Source organism: Mesorhizobium sp. B1-1-1 (genome assembly GCF_006442955.1).
GTDB lineage: Bacteria > Pseudomonadota > Alphaproteobacteria > Rhizobiales > Rhizobiaceae > Mesorhizobium.
Genome location: NZ_VFWW01000001.1, coordinates 160,163 through 177,847, shown reverse-complemented (window position 1 = coordinate 177,847; position 17,685 = coordinate 160,163). Strand labels below are relative to the sequence as shown.

The window sequence follows — 17,685 nt, the reverse complement described above, 5'->3', positions numbered from 1 at the left end:
GCGGGATGCCGCTTTTTGCGCCAGACATGATGAATCGGCGGTTGATGCCGGGGCCGCAACCCCATACAACCTGTCATGGTGGTTAAGGCCTGGTTTCCGGGAACCACGGAGTCCTATCGCCGCACATGCCGGTTTTCCGGCCCTGCGACATCCGGGATTGCCGCCTGCTCTTGCCTTCCACGTGGATTGCTATATAGACGCCGCCAATCTGCCGGTCCCAGCTGGGGGCTGAACGGAGGGCCGGAGGTTTTCGAAAACCTTCGCGTGAAGCCAGAAGCGCTTCCGCCTCCCGTGTCTCCGCTCTCGACCGTCTCGTCATGCTCCTTTCTTCCCCGCTCCTGGCGGGTCAGAGAAGTTGCAGAGGCTTTTGCCGCCGGGAACCGGGAGAGAAACGAAGAAAGGCGAAAAGACATAATGGCTCTTTACGAACATGTGTTTCTTGCCCGGCAGGACCTCTCGCAGCAGCAGGTCGATGCGCTTGTCGAACAGTACAAGGGCGTCATCTCCGCCAATGGCGGGTCCGTCGGCCGGGTCGAGAACTGGGGACTGAAGTCCCTCACCTACCGGGTCAACAAGAACCGGAAGGCATACTACACGCTGATGGATCTTGACTGCCCGCCGGCAGCGCTCAACGAAATGGAGCGCCAGATGGGCCTGTCCGAGGACGTGCTGCGTTTCCTGACCATCAAGGTCGATGCGCATGAGGAAGGTCCCTCCGCCATGATGCAGAAGCGCGAAGAGCGCTCGGAACGCGGCGGCTTCGGCGACCGTGACCGCGGCGACCGCGGTCCGCGCTCGTTCGGCGACCGTGATCGCGGCGATCGTCCGCCACGCAGCTTCGGCGGCGACGCCGGTGGCGATCGTGGTCCGCGCCGTCCGCGCGAAGGCTTTGAGGGGGGTGCAGAATAATGGTCGACATCAACCAGATCCCGACCCGGCGCCCGTTCCATCGCCGCCGCAAGACCTGCCCGTTCTCGGGCGCCAACGCGCCCAAGATCGACTACAAGGACGTGCGCCTCCTGCAGCGCTACATTTCCGAGCGCGGCAAGATCGTGCCGTCGCGCATCACCGCCGTCAGCCAGAAGAAGCAGCGCGAGCTCGCCAAGGCGATCAAGCGCGCCCGCTTCCTCGGCCTGCTGCCCTACGTGGTTCGCTAATCCTTGACGCGGGCGGCTCTGCCGCCCGCTTCTCTTCCACGGCGACGGGCGCCGCTGGATTGCGCATCAAATCCCGAGTTGAGGCCAAAAGCCTCTAACTGCCGCGACAGGCAGGACAGCGACACCGGCGGCAACGCCCTTTTGCTTCCTGACCTGTTCCAGAGAATTCGGTGCCGATCTCTCGATCGGCGCCCTAACGAAAGGAACAAAACCATGGAAGTCATTCTTCTCGAACGCGTTTCCCGCCTCGGCCAAATGGGCGACACCGTCAAGGTCAAGGACGGCTTTGCCCGCAATTTCCTGTTGCCGCAGGGCAAGGCGCTGCGCGCCAACGAGGCCAACAAGAAGAAGTTCGAAGGCCAGCGCGCGCAGCTCGAAGCCCGCAACCTCGAGCGGAAGTCCGAAGCCTCGCAGGTCGCCGAACAGCTCGACGGCAAGAGCTTCATCGCCGTTCGCTCGGCCGGCGAGACCGGCCAGCTCTACGGCTCGGTGTCGACGCGCGATATCGCCGACCTGCTGACGGCAGAGGGCTTTTCGGTCAACCGCAACCAGATCCAGCTCAACCAGCCGATCAAGACCATCGGCGTGACCAATGTGGCGATCGCGCTGCATCCGGAAGTCGAGGTCACGATCACGCTCAACATCGCCCGCACGGCCGACGAAGCCGAGCGCCAAGCCAAGGGCGAGACGCTGACCACCGCCGAGGCCATCTATGGCGAGGACATCAACGACAATGCCCGGCCGGAGAACTTCTTCGACCCGAACGCCGAGTTCGAGGGCGGCGAAGAGAACGCCTGACATCGGCGCGGCGCGCCTGCCGGCGCGCCGCATTCGGCTTCGGCCAATCAGCTCCGATCAGACTGGCAGCTCCGATCAGACTGGCAGCTCCAGTCAGACTGGCAGTTCAAGTCAGACTGGACCAATGCCCGGGTCCACCACCTGGGCATTTTTGTGCCAAAAGGAACTTTTCGAAACCCTATATATTGATGCAGAGTAGGACAGCCTGTCTGACCGAGAGGGGACATTTGGGTCATGAATATTCTGTTGAAACGCGTTCTCGACCGCCTGGTGCGCACAGGCAATCTCAAGGTGACCGGCCCACAGGGCACGACATTCGTGTTCGGTGACGGCAGCGGCGAGCCGGTGCATCTGCACATCAAGACCAGGCACGCCGAGCGCGCCATCACCTTCGACCCGATGCTGGCCGTGCCGGAAGCCTACATGGATGGCGAACTCGACATCCTCGAGGGCGGCGTCCTTGGCCTGATGCGCATCGCTTTCCAGAACATGGGCAGCGGCGGCATCGACGCGACGTGGTCGAAAGCCATCGAAGGCCTGCGCCACGCTTTCCGCCGCCTGCAGCAGATCAACACCGCGTCGCGTTCGCGCCGCAACGTGCAGCGCCACTATGATCTGTCGGGTGACCTTTACCGGCTCTTCCTCGATGAGGACATGCAGTATTCCTGCGCCTATTTCGAGCAGCCGGACATGACGCTGGACGAGGCGCAGGCAGCCAAGAAGCGCCACATCGCCGCCAAGCTCAGGCTGAAGGCCGGGCAGACGGTGCTCGACATCGGCTCCGGCTGGGGCGGGCTAGGCCTCTACCTTGCCAAGGCCTTCGACGTCGACGTACAGGGCGTGACACTGTCGACCGAGCAGCACGGCGTCGCCACCGACCGGGCGCATGCCCAGGGCCTGGAAAACCACGTTCACTTCGAGCTGAAGGATTACCGCGAACTCAACGAACGCTTCGACCGCATCGTTTCGGTCGGCATGTTCGAACATGTCGGGGTCAATCACTACCGCACTTTCTTCGACAAGAGCGCGACGTTGCTGAAGCCTGATGGCGTCATGCTCCTGCACACGATCGGCCGCTCCGGCGTGCCGTGGGCGACCAGCGCCTTCATCCGCAAATACATCTTCCCGGGCGGCTACATTCCCGCGCTTTCCGAAGTCATGCCGGCGATCGAGAAGTCAGGCCTCGTCGTCACGGACATCGAAATCCTGCGGCTCCATTATGCCGACACGTTGAAGCATTGGGGCCAGCGCTTCGCCGCCAACCGCGACAAGGCCAAGGCGATCTATGACGAACGCTTCTGCCGCATGTGGGAATTCTATCTGGCAGCCTCGGAAGCCGCCTTCCGCTGGCAGGATCTGGTCATCTTCCAGATCCAGCTTGCCAGGAAGAACGACACCCTGCCGATGGCGCGCGACTATATGGTCAAATGTGAAAAGGCGCTCGAAATGCGCGACATGGGCCATCGCGAAGCGGCTCCGGTCGAAGAGGCCGCCAAGCCCGCCCGGCGCCGCAAGGTGGCGGAATAGGAACAGACCGCTTTGCCGCATTGGCGCTTGCCATTCCCGGCTCGTGCCCTGAAAAAGGCCTCGTGATCGTCGCGAGGCCTTTTTCATGACCTACCTCCTCTATGCAGCCGCGGCGCTCGCCGAGATCGCTGGCTGTTTTTCGGTGTGGGCGTGGTGGCGGCTGGAGAAATCGCCGCTGTGGCTGCTACCAGGGTTCGTTTCGTTGCTTGTGTTCGCCTGGCTTCTGGCCCTGGTGGACACCGGCGCGGCCGGCCGCGCCTATGCCGCCTATGGCGGCATCTACATCGCGGCGTCACTGGCCTGGCTTTGGCTGGTGGAAAGCGTGCGTCCCGACCGGTGGGACCTTGCGGGGGCGGCGCTCTGCATACTGGGTGCCTCTGTCATCCTGCTCGCACCACGAGGGGCATGAGCCGTGGAACTGCCCGCCCCGCTTCGACAGGCCGTCGACCGTGCCCTCGAAAACGTGCCGCTGCCGGTGCTCAGGCAGGCGGCGAAAACCCTGTCGGACCGATACCGCGCCGAGATGCGCGACGGCCGCCTGCATATGGCGCAGGATATGGCGGTCAAGGCTTATCTGGCGACGCGGCTGCCGGCGACCTATGCCGCCGTCCGCGCCAGCCTCGACGCGGTGAACGAAGCCCAGCCGGAATTCGCGCCGAAAACCCTGCTCGATGTCGGCGCCGGCCCGGGCACCGTGCTTTGGGCCACGGCGGACCTGTGGCCCGATCTTCAGCATGCGGTTTTGCTGGAGGCCAGTGCTGCGGTGCGCAAGGTCGGCGAGGCGCTTGCCGCCGATGCAATCGCTGCCCGGATCGCCTGGCAGGCCGGCGATGTGACCATCGACCTTGACGGTTCGCAGCCGGCGGATCTCGTCACCTGCGCCTATGTGCTGGATGAGATCGCACCGGCATCCCTGCCCAAAATAGTCGATCGGCTGTGGCAGCTCACGACAGACACGCTGCTGATCGTGGAGCCGGGCACGCCGGCGGGCTGGCAGCGTGTTCTCGCGGTTCGCCGGCAACTGACAGAAGCGGGCGCGCATGTGCTGGCACCTTGCCCGCACGAAGCCCCCTGCCCGCTCATCCCGCCCGACTGGTGCCACTTTTCGCGGCGCGTCGCCCGCTCGCGCCTGCACCGGCTGGCCAAGGACGCCGAAGTGCCATGGGAGGACGAGAAGTTCATCTATGTCGCGGCTTCGAGGCAGCCGGCGCCAGTCCGCGCGGCGCGGGTGATCGCGCCACCGAAAACCGGCTCGGGCAAGGCGGCGCTCAAGCTTTGCCGGCCGGACGGCAGTGCCGGAGAGACGCTTTTCAGCAAGCGTGACGGTGAACTGTTCAAGGCGGCACGGCGGTCGGACTGGGGCGATGTGCTCGATACAGCGTAGGGATTCGGGTGACGATCGTTCTTGCTTTGTTCCAAACCGTCGCGTAGAATCAGCACCTTGTCGAGTCAATCGGAATCAGGGCACGGGAATACTGTCCTGTGGACGGTTTTTTGTTTCTGTGAACAGTGGGCATCAAATCTGCTTGGGTGATAACTGTTGCAGATAAGTCAGCACTCAATTTTCCGATTCTGATATCGAGAGACCGGGATCGAAATCGGGGACATCATGGCAGAGGCAGCGCGGAAATTCGGCGTGGCGGAGCAACCGCTCTATCGCGAGGCGCCGAACAACATCGAGGCGGAACAGGCGCTGCTCGGCGCGATCCTGGTCAACAACGATGCCTTCTATCGCGTCTCCGACTTCCTGAAGGCCAGCCACTTTTACGAACCCCTGCATCGCAAGATCTTCGAGATCGCGGCAGAGCTCATTCGCATGGGCAAGGTGGCAACGCCGATCACGCTGAAGACCTTCCTGCCGGCCGACGAGAAGGTCGGCGACATGACGGTAGCACAATATGTCGTGCGCCTGGCGGTCGAAGCCGTCACGGTCGTCAACGCCGCAGATTACGGTCGCGCCATCTATGACCTTGCGACGCGTCGCGCCCTGATCACCGTCGGCGAGGACATGGTCAACATCGCCTATGACGCGCCGGTCGACATGTCGCCGTCCGAGCAGATCGAGGATGCCGAACGGCGCCTGTTCGAGCTGGCCGAAACCGGACGCTATGACGGCGGCTTCGAGAGCTTCACCGACGCGGTCAAGACCGCGGTCGACATGGCCAACGCCGCCTACATGCGCGACGGCCACCTGTCGGGGCTGGCCACCGGCATGCGCGACCTCGACCGCCGCATGGGCGGCCTGCAATCGTCCGATCTGATCGTCCTTGCCGGCCGTCCGGGCATGGGCAAGACGTCGCTCGCCACCAACATCGCTTTCAACGTCGCCGAGGCCTATGTGCCGGCGCAGCAGGCCGACGGGTCGTTCAAGGCGGCGAATGGCGGTGTCGTCGGCTTCTTCTCGCTCGAAATGTCGTCGGAACAGCTCGCGACCCGTATCATCTCCGAACAGACGGAAATCTCCTCCTCGAAGATCCGCCGCGGCGAGATTACCGAAATGGACTTCGAAAAGCTGGTCGCCTGTTCGCAGACCATGCAGAAGATTCCGCTGTTCATCGACCAGACCGGCGGCATCTCGATCGCCCAGCTCTCGGCCCGCGCCCGGCGCCTGAAGCGCCAGCGCGGCCTCGACCTCATCGTCATCGACTATATCCAGCTGATGCAGGGCTCCAGCGCCAGGGCCTCGCAGAACCGCGTGCAGGAAATCACCGAGATCACCACCGGCCTCAAGGCACTGGCCAAGGAGCTCGCGGTGCCGATCATCGCGCTGTCGCAGCTCTCGCGACAGGTTGAAAGCCGCGACGACAAGCGCCCGCAGCTCTCGGACTTGCGCGAATCCGGCTCGATCGAGCAGGACGCCGACGTCGTGATCTTCGTCTACCGCGAGGAATACTACCTCAAGAACCGCGAGCCGAAGCTCGGCACCGACGAGTACATCAAGTGGGAAAACGAGATGAACGAGATGCGCGGCAAGGCCGAGGTGATCGTGGCCAAGCAGCGTCACGGACCGACGGGCACGGTCACGCTCGCCTTCCACGGCGAATTCACCCGCTTCTCGGATCTGGCGGAGGAACATCATATCGCTGAAAGGTTTGAGTAGCTTTTTGACTCACCGTCGCGCTCCGTCACCCCCCCCTCTGGCCCGCCCACCGATCCAGCATCGGCGATCCCGAAGCAGGCCTCGCTAATGGCTAAGTCCCGCGTCCAGTTCATCTGCCAGAACTGCGGATCGGTGCATCAGCGCTGGGCCGGCAAATGCGACGCCTGCGGCGAATGGAACACGCTGGTCGAGGAAGGTACGTCCGGCGGCATCGGTTCCGGGCCGGCCAATACGCGCAACGCCCGCAAGGGCCGCGCGGTGGTGCTGACCACGCTTTCCGGCGATATCGAGGACGCGCCGCGCATCGTGTCGGGCATCGGTGAGCTCGACCGCGCCACGGGCGGCGGCTTCGTGCGCGGCTCGGCGCTGCTGGTCGGCGGCGATCCCGGTATCGGCAAGTCGACGCTGCTCACCCAGGCTGCTGCTGCCCTTGCCTCGAGGGGCCACCGCATCGTCTATGTCTCGGGTGAGGAGGCGGTCGCCCAGATCAGGCTGCGCGCGCAGCGCCTCGGCGTCGCTTCCACACCGGTCGAGCTTGCGGCCGAGACCAATGTCGAGGATATCCTTGCCACGATCGCCGACGGCAAGCGGCCGGACCTGGTGATCCTCGATTCGATCCAGACGCTGTGGACCGACCTCGCCGATTCGGCGCCCGGCACCGTCACCCAGGTGCGTGCCGCCGCCCAGGCGATGATCCGCTATGCGAAATCCACCGGTGCTGCGATCGTGCTCGTCGGCCATGTCACCAAGGAAGGCCAGATCGCCGGCCCGCGCGTCGTCGAGCACATGGTCGACGCCGTACTCTATTTCGAGGGCGAAGGCGGCCATCACTACCGTATCCTGCGCACCGTCAAGAACCGCTTCGGCCCGACCGACGAGATCGGCGTCTTCGAAATGTCGGACAAGGGGCTGCGCGAGGTTGCCAATCCGTCCGAGCTGTTCCTCGGCGAGCGCCACGCGAAATCGCCTGGAGCGGCGGTTTTCGCCGGTATGGAAGGCACAAGGCCGGTGCTGGTCGAAATCCAGGCGCTGGTTGCACCCTCCTCGCTCGGCACGCCGCGCCGCGCCGTCGTTGGCTGGGACGGCGCCCGGCTGTCGATGATCCTGGCGGTGCTCGAGGCGCATTGCGGCGTGCGCTTCGGCCAACAAGACGTCTATCTGAACGTAGCCGGCGGCTACCGCATTTCCGAGCCCGCGGCCGATGTGGCGGTGGCGGCCGCACTGGTTTCCTCGCTCACCGGTCTTGCCCTTCCCGCCGATTGCGTCTATTTCGGCGAAATCAGCCTTTCTGGCGCCGTGAGGCCGGTTGCGCATGCGCAGCAGCGTCTCAAGGAGGCCGAAAAGCTGGGTTTCGCAAGCGCGGTTCTGCCCTTGGGCAGCGAGGAACTTGCCGGAGGAATCGGGGCCGGCGCTTTCCAGCCCACCGAGCTCGCCGACCTCGTGGCGCGCATAGCCGGCTCACGGCGCAGCCGCGCCAACGACGAAGAATGACGGGCTCACCTGGTGGTGAGCGACAGGGAGTGGGGGCGACAAAGATGCCGATAACGCTGCTTGACGGAATTCTCGTCGGCTTCACCCTGGTCTCGGCGATGCTCGCCATGGTTCGCGGCTTTTCACGCGAGGTCCTGTCCATCGTGTCCTGGGCGGCGGCAGCCGCGGCGGCGTTCTTTTTCTACAAGCCCGTGCTGCCCTACCTGAAACCCTACATCGACAATGAAAAGATCGCCATGGCGGCCTCCGCCGGCGTCGTCTTCATCATCGCTTTGATCGTCGTCAGCGTCATCACCATGAAGCTCGCCGACTGGATCATCGATTCCCGCATCGGCGCGCTCGACCGCACGCTCGGCTTCCTCTATGGCGCCGCCCGCGGCATTCTGGTGGTTGCCGTGGCCCTGCTGTTCTTCAATTGGCTGGCCGGCGCCAAGGCACCGGCCTGGGTCACGGAGGCCAAGTCGCGGCCGCTGCTGGAACAGATCGGCGCCAAGCTTGAAAGCCTGCTGCCCGAGGATCCGGAAAACGCCATCCTCAAGAAGCTCAATCCGAATCAGCCGGCCGCCGAAACGCCCGCCGCACCGGACGCACCGGCCACGGATGCCCCGGCGGGAGGGGACGATGCCAATGCGCCGGCTCCTGACGACAGCGATGCCGGAACGCCTCCCGCGGACAACGCACCGGCCAATCCGGCCCCGGCGGCGCCGGCGAATTGATGAGTGATCGGGCGCCGCGGAACAGGCGCCCGAGACTGGCGGTGATCGTGAACCATCGCCGGGCGCGTTGCTTTTACGACGCTGTCGCCTTATATGGCGATTTTAGCGGAGCTTGAGCCCCATGGCAGACGCAGACCACGTGCTTTCCGCGGAAGCTGACGATCACTTCCACGACGAATGCGGCGTGTTCGGCATTTTCGGCCGGCAGGACGCGGCGGCCATCGTCACGCTCGGCCTGCACGCGCTGCAGCATCGCGGCCAGGAAGCGGCCGGCATCGTCTCCTACGACGGCTCCCAGTTCCATGTCGAACGCCATGTCGGCCTGATCGGCGACACCTTCACCAAGCAGCGCGTCATCGACAGCCTGCAAGGCAATCGCGCCATCGGCCACACGCGCTACGCCACGACCGGCGGGGCCGGCATGCGCAACATCCAGCCCTTCTTCGCCGAACTGGCCGATGGCGGTTTTGCCGTGGCCCATAACGGCAATCTGACCAACGCCATGACCGTGCAGCGCGCGCTGCAGAAGCAAGGCGCGATCTTCTCCTCGACCTCCGACACCGAGACGCTTCTGCACCTCGTCGCCACCAGCAAGGAGCGCGATCTCAACTCGCGCTTCATCGATGCGGTGCGCCAGGTCGAGGGCGCCTTTTCGCTGGTGGCGATGACGGCCAAGAAGATGATCGGTTGCCGTGACCCGCTCGGCATCCGCCCGCTGGTACTGGGTGACCTCGACGGTGCCTGGATCCTGGCCTCCGAAACCTGCGCGCTGGACATCATCGGCGCGCGTTTCGTGCGCGACCTGAAGCCAGGCGAGATGGTCGTCGTTACCTCCAAGGGCATCGAGAGCCTGTTCCCGTTCGAGCCGCAGAAGACCCGCTTCTGCATTTTCGAATATGTCTATTTCGCACGCCCGGACTCTTCGGTCGAAGGCCGCAACGTCTACGAGGTGCGCAAGCGCATCGGCGCGGAACTCGCGCAGGAAAATCCCGTCGAGGCCGACATCGTCGTGCCGGTGCCGGATTCCGGCACGCCGGCGGCAATCGGCTTTTCGCAAGCCGCGGGCATCCCCTTCGAGCTCGGCATCATCCGCAACCACTATGTCGGCCGCACCTTCATCCAGCCCGGCGATTCGATCCGCCACATGGGCGTCAAGCTGAAGCACAACGCCAACCGCCGCATGATCGAGGGCAAGCGCGTCGTGCTGGTCGACGATTCCATCGTGCGCGGCACCACCAGCCAGAAGATCGTGCAGATGGTGCGAGACGCCGGCGCCAAGGAAGTGCATATGCGCATCGCCTCGCCGCCGACCAGCGCCTCCTGCTTCTACGGCGTCGATACGCCGGAAAAATCGAAGCTTTTGGCATCACGTATGTCGATCGAGGAGATGGCCGAATTCATCCGCGTCGATTCGCTCGGCTTCCTGTCGATCGACGGACTCTATCGCGCCGTCGGCGAGGCCAACCGCGACAACGAGCAGCCGCAATTCTGCGACGCCTGCTTCACCGGCCAGTATCCGACCCGCCTGCTCGACTTCGAAGGCCACGACAATGTGCGCACGCTGTCGCTGCTGGCGACGAGCGGCGCATAGGATTGCCGCACTGCCAGTTGCCATAGCCATATTTCCGGAATCTATCGCATGACCTTCGACCTTTCCGGCCGCGTTGCGGTCGTCACCGGCGCCTCGCGCGGCATCGGTTACTTCATCGCCAGGGAACTGGCTGCCGCCGGCGCCCACGTCATTGCCGTGGCGCGCACCGTGGGCGGGCTGGAAGAACTCGACGACCAGATCAAGGCCGAGCGCGCCAAAACCGGCAAGGGCGAAGCGACGCTGGTGCCGCTCGACCTTGCCGACATGGTCGGCATCGACCGCCTGGGCGGCGCCATCCATGAGCGGTGGGGCAAGCTCGACATTCTCGTCGCCAATGCGGGCGTGCTCGGCGTGATCTCGCCGATCGGCCATGTCGAGGCGAAAACCTTCGAGAAGGTGATGACCATCAACGTCACCTCGACCTGGCGGCTGATCCGCTCGGTCGACCCACTGCTGCGGCTCTCCGACGCCGGCCGGGCCATCATCCTGTCGTCCAACGCTGCTCACTCGGCGCGCGCCTTCTGGGCGCCCTACGCGGCTTCCAAGGCGGCGGTCGAGACGATGATGCGCTCCTGGGCACATGAGACGCAGAGCCTGCCGTTGCGCGTCAATGCCGCCGACCCCGGCGCCACCCGTACCGTGATGCGCGCGCAAGCCGTGCCCGGCGAGGACCCGGAAACGCTGCCGCATCCTTCCGAGATCGCCAAACGCATCGTGCCGCTGGCAAGCCCCGACCTGAAAGAGACAGGACTGATCTTCCAGGCCAAGCACAACCGTTTCGTCGCCTACCGACAGCCGGAATAGCCGCATCTTTTTTGTCGGAAGAATTCGGCTCCGGGCGGCGTTCCTCGAATGTACATTCGAAGCTCAAACCCGGAGGACCGACATGCGCAGACTTATTCTCATCGCCGCCACCGCCACTATCTCCGCCTTGGCCGCCGGCACAGCCTTGTCACAAGATGCCAAGATGAGTTTCTTCGTCACCAGCGTCGGCTCGGGCAAGGGGGCCGACCTCGGCGGCCTGAAGGGCGCCGACGCGCATTGCGCCTCGCTGGCGGAAGCAGCCGGCGTCACCGGCAAGACCTGGGCCGCATATCTGTCGACCAGCACCGAGGATGCGCGCGACCGCATCGGCAAGGGACCGTGGGTGAATGCCAAGGGCGTCAAGATAGCCGACGACGTCGCCTCGCTGCACGGCGATGCCAACGGCATCACCAAGCAGACGGCGCTCACCGAGAAAGGCGAGATGGTCAACGGCCGCGGCGACACGCCGAACCGCCACGATATGCTGACCGGCTCGAAACCCGACGGCACCAGGATCGCCGACCAGACCTGCGGTGACTGGACGATGAGCGGCACGGAAGGGGCAGCCATGATGGGCCATCACGACCGCACCGGGCTCGACGATTCAGCTGCCGCCAAATCCTGGAACTCTTCGCATGCTTCGCGCGGCGGCTGCGGCCAGGAGGCGCTGAAAGGCACCGGCGGCGACGGCCTGTTCTATTGTTTCGCAACGAATTGACCAGACCTCGCCCGCCCCGCCACATCACGCGGCTGTGATGTGGCGGCGGAAAGCTGAGTCGCGGTCATGCTTTCGTCATTTCCGCAGAGTTGATAGGATCGCATAGATTCCCACAACAAGCCCGGCTGGGCAGAGCAAGGAAATTCCCATGGCTTCGAGCGTAGCGTTGGTCTGGTACCTGGTAATCGCCGGCCCGCAAGGCGGCATGGTCGTGTTGCCCAGCACGTTCGACAAGCGCGAACAATGCACCGCCGCCATCACCGAATACCAGAAGCAGCCGGCCCCGACCGGCTGGTCGCTGCAATGCGTGCCGAGCGCGTCACCCTTCACCGATGAGGGCGACGCGGAGGAACCGGCAGCGCAGTAAGGCGCGATGCGGCGTCAGCGCCGTGCGCTGACCGTCAGTTCCGGCTTCTGGTTGATGGTCTGGAACACCACGCAGTAGCGTTCGGTCAGCTTCAGCAAGGAATCGATGCGCTCCTGCGGCTCATCGGTGTCGAGACTGAAATTCAGCCTGATGGCGCGAAAACCGACCGGCGCATCCTTGGCAACGCCAAGCGTGCCGCGAAAATCAAGGTCGCCTTCGGCCTCGACCGTGGCGGCGCCGAGCTTGAATTCGAGCGCCGTCGCCACCGCCTTGAGCGTCACGCCGGCGCAGGCCACAAGTGCCTCCAGCAGCATGTCGCCCGAGCAAAGCTCGAGCCCCGAGCCGCCGGTTGCGGGATGCAGACCGGCAATCGCGAGAGCCCTGCCCGTCTCGACCTTGCAGGCGATCGACTGGTCATCGAGACTGCCTCTGGCCCTGAGCGTGATGAGCGCGCGCGAAGCATCATCGCGATAGGTCTCTTTCAGCGGCGCCTGCATGGCCTTCAGTGCGGTGGCGTCCATTTCGCTGCCCCTTTCGACGATCGTTTCTGGCGCTGGCATGCGTCAACCCACCGAGATTTGACCCGATCACACCGGAAAGCAAACATAATCATCGCGTTGGGACACAGGCGCGCAATCACTATCCCAAATGGACATTGACGGACGAGGTCTCAAAGACCGTCTGAGCCGTGCGAGTGCCGTCGTCCCATTTTCTGGTGACCGACTCGGGTCAACAAGGCTGGCGATGGGCAGTCGGGTGTGCCAACGGTTTCTCCTGATAGGAATTTTTTCTTGACAGGGTGAAGGCAGCTATGGTACATTTCTGGTTATGGTGCTGAGTTGCGCCACGGACCCGCCGTACAGGCGGTTTTTTTCATTCAATGCTCTCTCAATAGCGCGTCGAGAAGGCTTGCACGGAACCCGCTGACCCGGATTCGTTGCCGGACAAGCCTTTCCTTTGACTTCGATCGCATCGGCTATAGCTATGCGACAAGCGTTCTCGCGGAGGCGTCATGCCGTTCAAGTTGAAACTGATCTCTCTCATCCTGCTGATGCTTGCTGCCTTCGCACAGCCTGTCCTGGCTGAAACGCCGGAGAGGCCGGCGCCGACCGGCGGTGTGCTGTCGCTGCTGCCGCCGCCGCAGGTCACCAGCCATTCGATCACGGTTGCCGGACGCAAGCTGGACTATCAGGCCAAGACCGGCACGCTGTCGCTGCTTTCAGGCAAGGCCGACGTCACGGCGGAGATCTTTTATGTCGCCTATACGCTGCGGCCACCGGCTGACGCGGCAAAAACGGCACCACGCCCCATTACCTTCGTCTTCAATGGCGGCCCTGGGGCGGCTTCCGCCTATCTGCATCTCGGTGCGCTCGGTCCGCGCATCATCACGACCGGAGCCGATGGCGAATTCCTGCCGCCGCCGCAAAAGATCGTCGACAATCCGGACAGCTGGCTCGACATGACCGACCTCGTGTTTGTCGATCCGGTCGGCACCGGCTACAGCCGCGAGGCTCCCGGGCAGAACACCCACGACTTCTGGGGCGTCAACCAGGACGCCAGCTCGATCGGCGCCTTCATCCGGCTCTATCTGGCCCAGAACGGCCGCAGCAGCTCGCCGCTTTTCCTGGCCGGAGAGAGCTATGGCGGGTTTCGCGCGGCGCTGCTCGCCAGGACTTTGCAGGAAGATGTCGGCCTTAGCCCGAGCGGCATCGTGCTGATCTCGCCGGCGCTGGAATTCATGCTGGTGCAACCCGACGAATTCGAGCCGCTGCACTGGGCTCTCGAACTCCCCTCGCTGGCGTCGGTGCGGCTCAGTGCCGACGGCGTTACCGGCGAGGCGCTGCGGGCGCAGTTGGCCGCGGTCGAGCGCTATGCGCTTGGCGACTACCTCACGGCGCTGGCCAGCGGGCTGGAGCAAGGCGGGCGGCTGGCGAGCCAGCGGGTGGCCGAGATCACCGGCCTGCCCCTCGACCTCGTGCAGCGGAATTTCGCGCGTATACCGACCAGCCTTTTCGCGAGGGAGTTCGCCCGCTCGAAAAGCAAGGTACTCAGCCCCTATGACGCCATGATCGGCACGGCCGACATCGCTCCTGAAAGCGCTCGCACCGCCGGACCCGATCCGGTGCTCGACCGCAGCGTTCCAGCATTGACCTCGGCTTTTGTCGGCTATGCCCGGGACGAATTGAACTACCACACCGATGTCAGCTACCGGCTGCTCAATGGCGAGATCAGCCGCAATTGGGACTACGGCACATCGCGGCAAGGCTATGCCGGCGTGATGAACGATCTGCAGCGGGCGCGCTCGCTCAATCCCGCACTCGGCGTCGTCATCGTCAACGGCTACACCGACCTCGTCACGCCCTATCTGGCATCTCGCTATCTGGTGAACCAGGTACCGACGCTGGCCGGTGCAAAGCCCATCCGCGTCGATGTGCTGGACGGAGGACACATGATGTATTTCAGGCCGGACGGAAGGCGGGCGCTCAAGGCAGCGGCGGCGGAGCTTTACCAAGCGACGCAGTAAGCGTCGCTTGGTAGCACCGGAGTGACCGGCAGTCCGCGACACGCTGGCGGGACGGTGCCCTCCTCTGTCCTCCAGGCAAAGGAGCCGCGAAGGACATTGCAGTTCATCTTGGCGGCCGGCCGCCTTCAACCGGCCTGCGGCGCCGAAGCGATCTCACACCCGTGGCTGTGACTTCACATGGGCAATGTAGCCGCGTACGTCGCTGGCCGGGTCTGCATAGGCCTTGCCGAGCTTCTTCTCCATCGCGGCCATGTAGTCGCTGGCCCATTCCGGCAGGGCATAGTCGATGACGGCGAGAAATTCGAGTGTCGCCGCCAGGCGGATGTCGGCGATAGACGGGTTCTTGCCTCCAATGAAGGGCTTGCCGTCCCTGAAGAAGGAGTGGAACACCTCCAGCGGTTCGGAGATGGCTGCGATCGCCGCCTTCTGCGCCTCGGCCTTCCTGTCGGGATGAGCGTCGCTGTGGCCGACCTCTCCGGCATATTGCGGGAAACCGAGCGCCGGATAGGTGGCGCGCGCCACATAGGGATAGAGCGTACCGATCAGGTAGAACATGGCGCTGTCGATCATCGCCCGCTTGGCAGGCGCCTTGGGGTAGAATTTCTCCAGCCCGTGCTTGTTGGCGAGATACTGCATGATGGCGCAGCTTTCCCAAAGCACCCCTCGCGGCAGGCCCTTGTCCTCGATCATCGGGGTCAGATGGGCCGGGTTGCGCGCCATGAATTCGGGCGAACGCGTGCTGCCCCAGGCGTCGGCCTCGGCATGGTCCAGCCCGGCGGCGCGGGCAAACACCCGAACCGTCATGTTGTTGACGCTGGGCTTCAGCATGCTGATCATCAGGGCGGGGTTCTTCGCCGATTTCCCCTTGGTCCTGGACGCGGTTTTGCCGGCGGTTGCTGCTTTTGACGCCGCCTTGGCCGAAGGCTTTGCCGATATTTTTGGCGCCGGCTTGGTTGAAGCTTTTGCTGCTGGTCTTGCCATAGCCTTTGGTGTGCCCTTAGCTGCCGGCTTCCTCGCACCCTTCGTCGCTGTCTTTGCCATGTGTTCCTCCCTTTGCTTATTCAAAAATCAATACGGATTGCGCGGCGCCCTGTCGGCCGACAATGTCGCGCGCAAGCGCTCGACCAGCGCCTGGATGGCGTCGGCCAGATGCGCCTCGGCGATGTTGTAGTCGCCACGCGCGACGCGGAGCTTGTGCGCTTCCATCAGCACGTCGGCATGGCTAAAGCCGGCCGGCGGCTCGAAACGGTAGGAAGCAAGTTCGATCAGCAGGCCAAGCGGATCCTCGAAATAGATCGAATCCATGAAACCGCGGTCCTTGACGCCACTGTGCTTGATGGCGCGCTCGTCAAGCCGGGCGACCGCCTGCAGGAAGGTCACGCGCGACACGGCAAAGGCGATGTGGTGGACGCAGCCCGTGTCGGTCGGCGTGCGGCGCTTTGCCGGCGTGCGGGTCTCGTCGGTAAAGATGGTGATCAGCCGCCCGTCGCCCGGATCGAAATAGAGATGGCTTTCGGCTGCCTTGTCGAGGTTGGGTTGCTCGAAAATGAAAGGCATGCCCAGCACGCCTTCCCAGAAATCGATCGACGTCTGGCGATCGGCGCCGACCAGCGTGATGTGATGGACGCCTTGCGATTGCAGTTTCTGCATTGCGTTCTCCCCCTGATGTCGGCGTTTCGATATCCGTAAGTGCCAGCTGTCAGGCCCGCCGCGCATGATGCGAATGGCGTCTCTTATGCGAGCGCTGGCTTCCTGATCCGCACCGTTCCCTTGGCTCGCCGAACCTTACGCGCCGGCTTTGTGAGACGATGCTAAACCAATCAGTCGCGCCGCGCCAGAAGCCGCATCGGGATCGGCCCTGCCCCAACGCAAGCACGGCGCTGGAGCAGCGCCATGCAAGGTTTCGCCCCTATAGCTGGCGGGAGCGGAGCCGACAGGGGCCGGAGCCGTTTTCACACAAGGCCGCTTGTCGCATGGCCGATGTCGCCATTCTCGAAACACGCGAAAGGGTTCTCGCCGGTATCCTCCTGACCGGCGCCGCCTATTTGCTTTTTTCGACGCAGGACGCTTCGATCAAGCTGCTGGTAGCCGGCATGAGCGTCTGGCAGATCCTGTTCTTCCGCAGCATCACCATACTGACCGCCTGCGCGGCGATCGGCGGACGGCATCTCTATGCGGAGACGGCGCGGTCGCCGATCGTGTGGCCGATGCTGTTGCGCAGCGTCTTCACCCTGGCGGCGTGGCTTTGTTATTACAATGCCGCGCGCAGCCTGCAGCTCGCCGAACTGACCACCGTCTATTACGCGGCCCCGATCATCGTCACCGTGCTTTCGGTGGTGATGCTTGGCGAAAAAGTGCCAATGCTGCGCTGGCTGGCGGTGGCGATCGGCTTCGCCGGCGTCTTCGTCGCCTGCGACCCTGCCCATCTCGGCCTGTCCGTGCCGGTGCTGCTGGTGCTGGCCGCCGCTTTCCTGTGGGGCGTCGCCATCGTGCTGTTGCGCAAGACAGCACTTGCCGAGCGCTCGATGATCCAGCTCCTGCTCAACAATTTCTATTTCCTGATATTCTCGGCGGTGCCCGCGCTGCTCTGGTGGAAGATGCCCGGCTGGAGCGAACTGCTTCTGCTTGCCAGCGTCGGCGCGCTCGGCGGCTTGGCGCAGTATCTTCTCTTCGAAGGCATGAAACGGACGCCGGCCTCGATCATCGCGCCGCTGGAATACACTTCGCTGTTGTGGGCCTTCGCGCTCGGCTTCGCCATCTGGGGCGACGTGCCGCGTCGCGAAGTGTTTTTCGGCGCTGCTCTCATCATCACCGCAGGGCTCCTGATCGTCGGCGGCGAGCATTTCCGCAAACGGCTGTGACGGGCCAGACTGCTGACACTACGATGTCAGG

The 17,685-nt window shown here is 64.0% G+C and carries 19 protein-coding genes; 16 read left to right on the top strand and 3 right to left on the bottom strand.

Annotated features, from left to right (window positions below; translation table 11 throughout):
• Window positions 1–414: 414 nt before the first annotated feature.
• The 13 genes from rpsF (at window position 415) to FJ986_RS00820 (ending at window position 12,269) form a co-directional block, all read left to right on the top strand.
• Window positions 415–909 (top strand): 30S ribosomal protein S6, encoded by a 495-nt coding sequence (gene rpsF / locus FJ986_RS00880; RefSeq protein ID WP_140494463.1) that lies wholly within the window; start codon window positions 415–417, stop codon window positions 907–909.
• The gene (gene rpsR / locus FJ986_RS00875; RefSeq protein ID WP_006203718.1) at window positions 909–1,157 is read left to right on the top strand and encodes a 30S ribosomal protein S18; all 249 of its coding nucleotides are present in this window, start codon (window positions 909–911) and stop codon (window positions 1,155–1,157) included. Before rpsF ends, rpsR begins: the two co-directional genes overlap by 1 nt.
• A 213-nt stretch (window positions 1,158–1,370) precedes the next feature.
• Complete coding sequence (gene rplI, locus FJ986_RS00870; protein WP_140494465.1) at window positions 1,371–1,955, top strand: 50S ribosomal protein L9; 585 nt, start codon at window positions 1,371–1,373, stop codon at window positions 1,953–1,955.
• Window positions 1,956–2,189: 234 nt separating this feature from the next.
• Entirely contained in the window at window positions 2,190–3,482 is a 1,293-nt protein-coding gene (locus FJ986_RS00865; RefSeq protein WP_140517844.1) for a cyclopropane-fatty-acyl-phospholipid synthase family protein, read from the top strand.
• A gap of 85 nt (window positions 3,483–3,567) precedes the next feature.
• Window positions 3,568–3,891, top strand: coding sequence for a YnfA family protein (locus tag FJ986_RS00860; protein ID WP_140517843.1), 324 nt, complete (start codon window positions 3,568–3,570; stop codon window positions 3,889–3,891).
• Window positions 3,892–3,894: 3 nt separating this feature from the next.
• Window positions 3,895–4,866, top strand: coding sequence for a small ribosomal subunit Rsm22 family protein (locus tag FJ986_RS00855; RefSeq protein WP_140673173.1), 972 nt, complete (start codon window positions 3,895–3,897; stop codon window positions 4,864–4,866).
• Window positions 4,867–5,091: 225 nt separating this feature from the next.
• Window positions 5,092–6,582 carry a replicative DNA helicase gene (locus tag FJ986_RS00850; protein WP_140494474.1) on the top strand — a complete coding sequence of 497 codons (1,491 nt, stop codon included), beginning with the start codon at window positions 5,092–5,094 and terminating at the stop codon, window positions 6,580–6,582.
• An 87-nt stretch (window positions 6,583–6,669) separates the two neighbouring features.
• Window positions 6,670–8,073, top strand: coding sequence for a DNA repair protein RadA (gene radA, locus FJ986_RS00845; protein WP_140494476.1), 1,404 nt, complete (start codon window positions 6,670–6,672; stop codon window positions 8,071–8,073).
• Window positions 8,074–8,117: 44 nt separating this feature from the next.
• A complete protein-coding gene (locus FJ986_RS00840) occupies window positions 8,118–8,789 on the top strand; it encodes a CvpA family protein (protein ID WP_140494478.1) in 672 nt (223 codons plus the stop codon).
• 121 nt (window positions 8,790–8,910) lie between these two features.
• Window positions 8,911–10,380 (top strand): amidophosphoribosyltransferase, encoded by a 1,470-nt coding sequence (gene purF, locus FJ986_RS00835; protein ID WP_140657933.1) that lies wholly within the window; start codon window positions 8,911–8,913, stop codon window positions 10,378–10,380.
• Window positions 10,381–10,428: 48 nt separating this feature from the next.
• The gene (locus FJ986_RS00830) at window positions 10,429–11,184 is read left to right on the top strand and encodes an SDR family NAD(P)-dependent oxidoreductase (protein ID WP_140517841.1); all 756 of its coding nucleotides are present in this window, start codon (window positions 10,429–10,431) and stop codon (window positions 11,182–11,184) included.
• Between the two features lie 82 nt (window positions 11,185–11,266).
• Window positions 11,267–11,902, top strand: a complete 636-nt coding sequence (locus FJ986_RS00825; RefSeq protein ID WP_140673171.1) for a hypothetical protein — start codon at window positions 11,267–11,269, stop codon at window positions 11,900–11,902.
• A gap of 148 nt (window positions 11,903–12,050) precedes the next feature.
• Complete coding sequence (locus FJ986_RS00820; protein WP_140494486.1) at window positions 12,051–12,269, top strand: hypothetical protein; 219 nt, start codon at window positions 12,051–12,053, stop codon at window positions 12,267–12,269.
• Between the two features lie 14 nt (window positions 12,270–12,283).
• On the opposite strand, the gene FJ986_RS00815 is transcribed toward FJ986_RS00820, so the two are convergent.
• Window positions 12,284–12,790: an OsmC family protein gene (locus FJ986_RS00815; RefSeq protein ID WP_140494488.1), complete on the bottom strand. Its 507-nt coding sequence runs from the start codon at window positions 12,788–12,790 to the stop codon at window positions 12,284–12,286.
• Window positions 12,791–13,281: 491 nt separating this feature from the next.
• On the opposite strand from FJ986_RS00815, the gene FJ986_RS00810 reads away from it, so the two are divergent.
• On the top strand, window positions 13,282–14,793 hold the full coding sequence (locus FJ986_RS00810) for a peptidase S10 (protein ID WP_140520660.1): 1,512 nt from the start codon (window positions 13,282–13,284) through the stop codon (window positions 14,791–14,793).
• A 153-nt stretch (window positions 14,794–14,946) separates the two neighbouring features.
• On the opposite strand, the gene FJ986_RS00805 is transcribed toward FJ986_RS00810, so the two are convergent.
• Window positions 14,947–15,729 carry a glutathione S-transferase family protein gene (locus tag FJ986_RS00805; RefSeq protein ID WP_224706173.1) on the bottom strand — a complete coding sequence of 261 codons (783 nt, stop codon included), beginning with the start codon at window positions 15,727–15,729 and terminating at the stop codon, window positions 14,947–14,949.
• Here FJ986_RS00805 and FJ986_RS30655 point away from each other — a divergent pair.
• Window positions 15,620–15,964, top strand: coding sequence for a hypothetical protein (locus FJ986_RS30655; RefSeq protein ID WP_246681753.1), 345 nt, complete (start codon window positions 15,620–15,622; stop codon window positions 15,962–15,964). The two genes, FJ986_RS00805 and FJ986_RS30655, sit on opposite strands and share 110 nt — an antisense overlap.
• Here the strand turns inward: FJ986_RS30655 and FJ986_RS00800 are convergent.
• Window positions 15,862–16,443, bottom strand: a complete 582-nt coding sequence (locus FJ986_RS00800) for a VOC family protein (protein WP_140673167.1) — start codon at window positions 16,441–16,443, stop codon at window positions 15,862–15,864. The two genes, FJ986_RS30655 and FJ986_RS00800, sit on opposite strands and share 103 nt — an antisense overlap.
• A gap of 323 nt (window positions 16,444–16,766) precedes the next feature.
• Between FJ986_RS00800 and FJ986_RS00795 the strand changes: the two genes are divergently transcribed.
• Window positions 16,767–17,654, top strand: coding sequence for a DMT family transporter (locus FJ986_RS00795; protein WP_140673165.1), 888 nt, complete (start codon window positions 16,767–16,769; stop codon window positions 17,652–17,654).
• The last annotated feature ends 31 nt before the right edge of the window (window positions 17,655–17,685 follow it).

Bases quoted from the DNA above. Each gene is read 5' to 3' on its own strand.
- rpsF (WP_140494463.1), top strand. From the start codon at position 415: ATGGCTCTTTACGAACATGTGTTTCTTGCCCGGCAGGACCTCTCGCAG.
- rpsR (WP_006203718.1), top strand. From the start codon at position 909: ATGGTCGACATCAACCAGATCCCGACCCGGCGCCCGTTCCATCGCCGC.
- rplI (WP_140494465.1), top strand. From the start codon at position 1,371: ATGGAAGTCATTCTTCTCGAACGCGTTTCCCGCCTCGGCCAAATGGGC.
- FJ986_RS00865 (WP_140517844.1), top strand. From the start codon at position 2,190: ATGAATATTCTGTTGAAACGCGTTCTCGACCGCCTGGTGCGCACAGGC.
- FJ986_RS00860 (WP_140517843.1), top strand. From the start codon at position 3,568: ATGACCTACCTCCTCTATGCAGCCGCGGCGCTCGCCGAGATCGCTGGC.
- FJ986_RS00850 (WP_140494474.1), top strand. From the start codon at position 5,092: ATGGCAGAGGCAGCGCGGAAATTCGGCGTGGCGGAGCAACCGCTCTAT.
- radA (WP_140494476.1), top strand. From the start codon at position 6,670: ATGGCTAAGTCCCGCGTCCAGTTCATCTGCCAGAACTGCGGATCGGTG.
- FJ986_RS00840 (WP_140494478.1), top strand. From the start codon at position 8,118: ATGCCGATAACGCTGCTTGACGGAATTCTCGTCGGCTTCACCCTGGTC.
- purF (WP_140657933.1), top strand. From the start codon at position 8,911: ATGGCAGACGCAGACCACGTGCTTTCCGCGGAAGCTGACGATCACTTC.
- FJ986_RS00830 (WP_140517841.1), top strand. From the start codon at position 10,429: ATGACCTTCGACCTTTCCGGCCGCGTTGCGGTCGTCACCGGCGCCTCG.
- FJ986_RS00825 (WP_140673171.1), top strand. From the start codon at position 11,267: ATGCGCAGACTTATTCTCATCGCCGCCACCGCCACTATCTCCGCCTTG.
- FJ986_RS00820 (WP_140494486.1), top strand. From the start codon at position 12,051: ATGGCTTCGAGCGTAGCGTTGGTCTGGTACCTGGTAATCGCCGGCCCG.
- FJ986_RS00815 (WP_140494488.1), bottom strand. From the start codon at position 12,790: ATGGACGCCACCGCACTGAAGGCCATGCAGGCGCCGCTGAAAGAGACC.
- FJ986_RS00810 (WP_140520660.1), top strand. From the start codon at position 13,282: ATGCCGTTCAAGTTGAAACTGATCTCTCTCATCCTGCTGATGCTTGCT.
- FJ986_RS30655 (WP_246681753.1), top strand. From the start codon at position 15,620: ATGCTGATCATCAGGGCGGGGTTCTTCGCCGATTTCCCCTTGGTCCTG.
- FJ986_RS00800 (WP_140673167.1), bottom strand. From the start codon at position 16,443: ATGCAGAAACTGCAATCGCAAGGCGTCCATCACATCACGCTGGTCGGC.
- FJ986_RS00795 (WP_140673165.1), top strand. From the start codon at position 16,767: ATGGCCGATGTCGCCATTCTCGAAACACGCGAAAGGGTTCTCGCCGGT.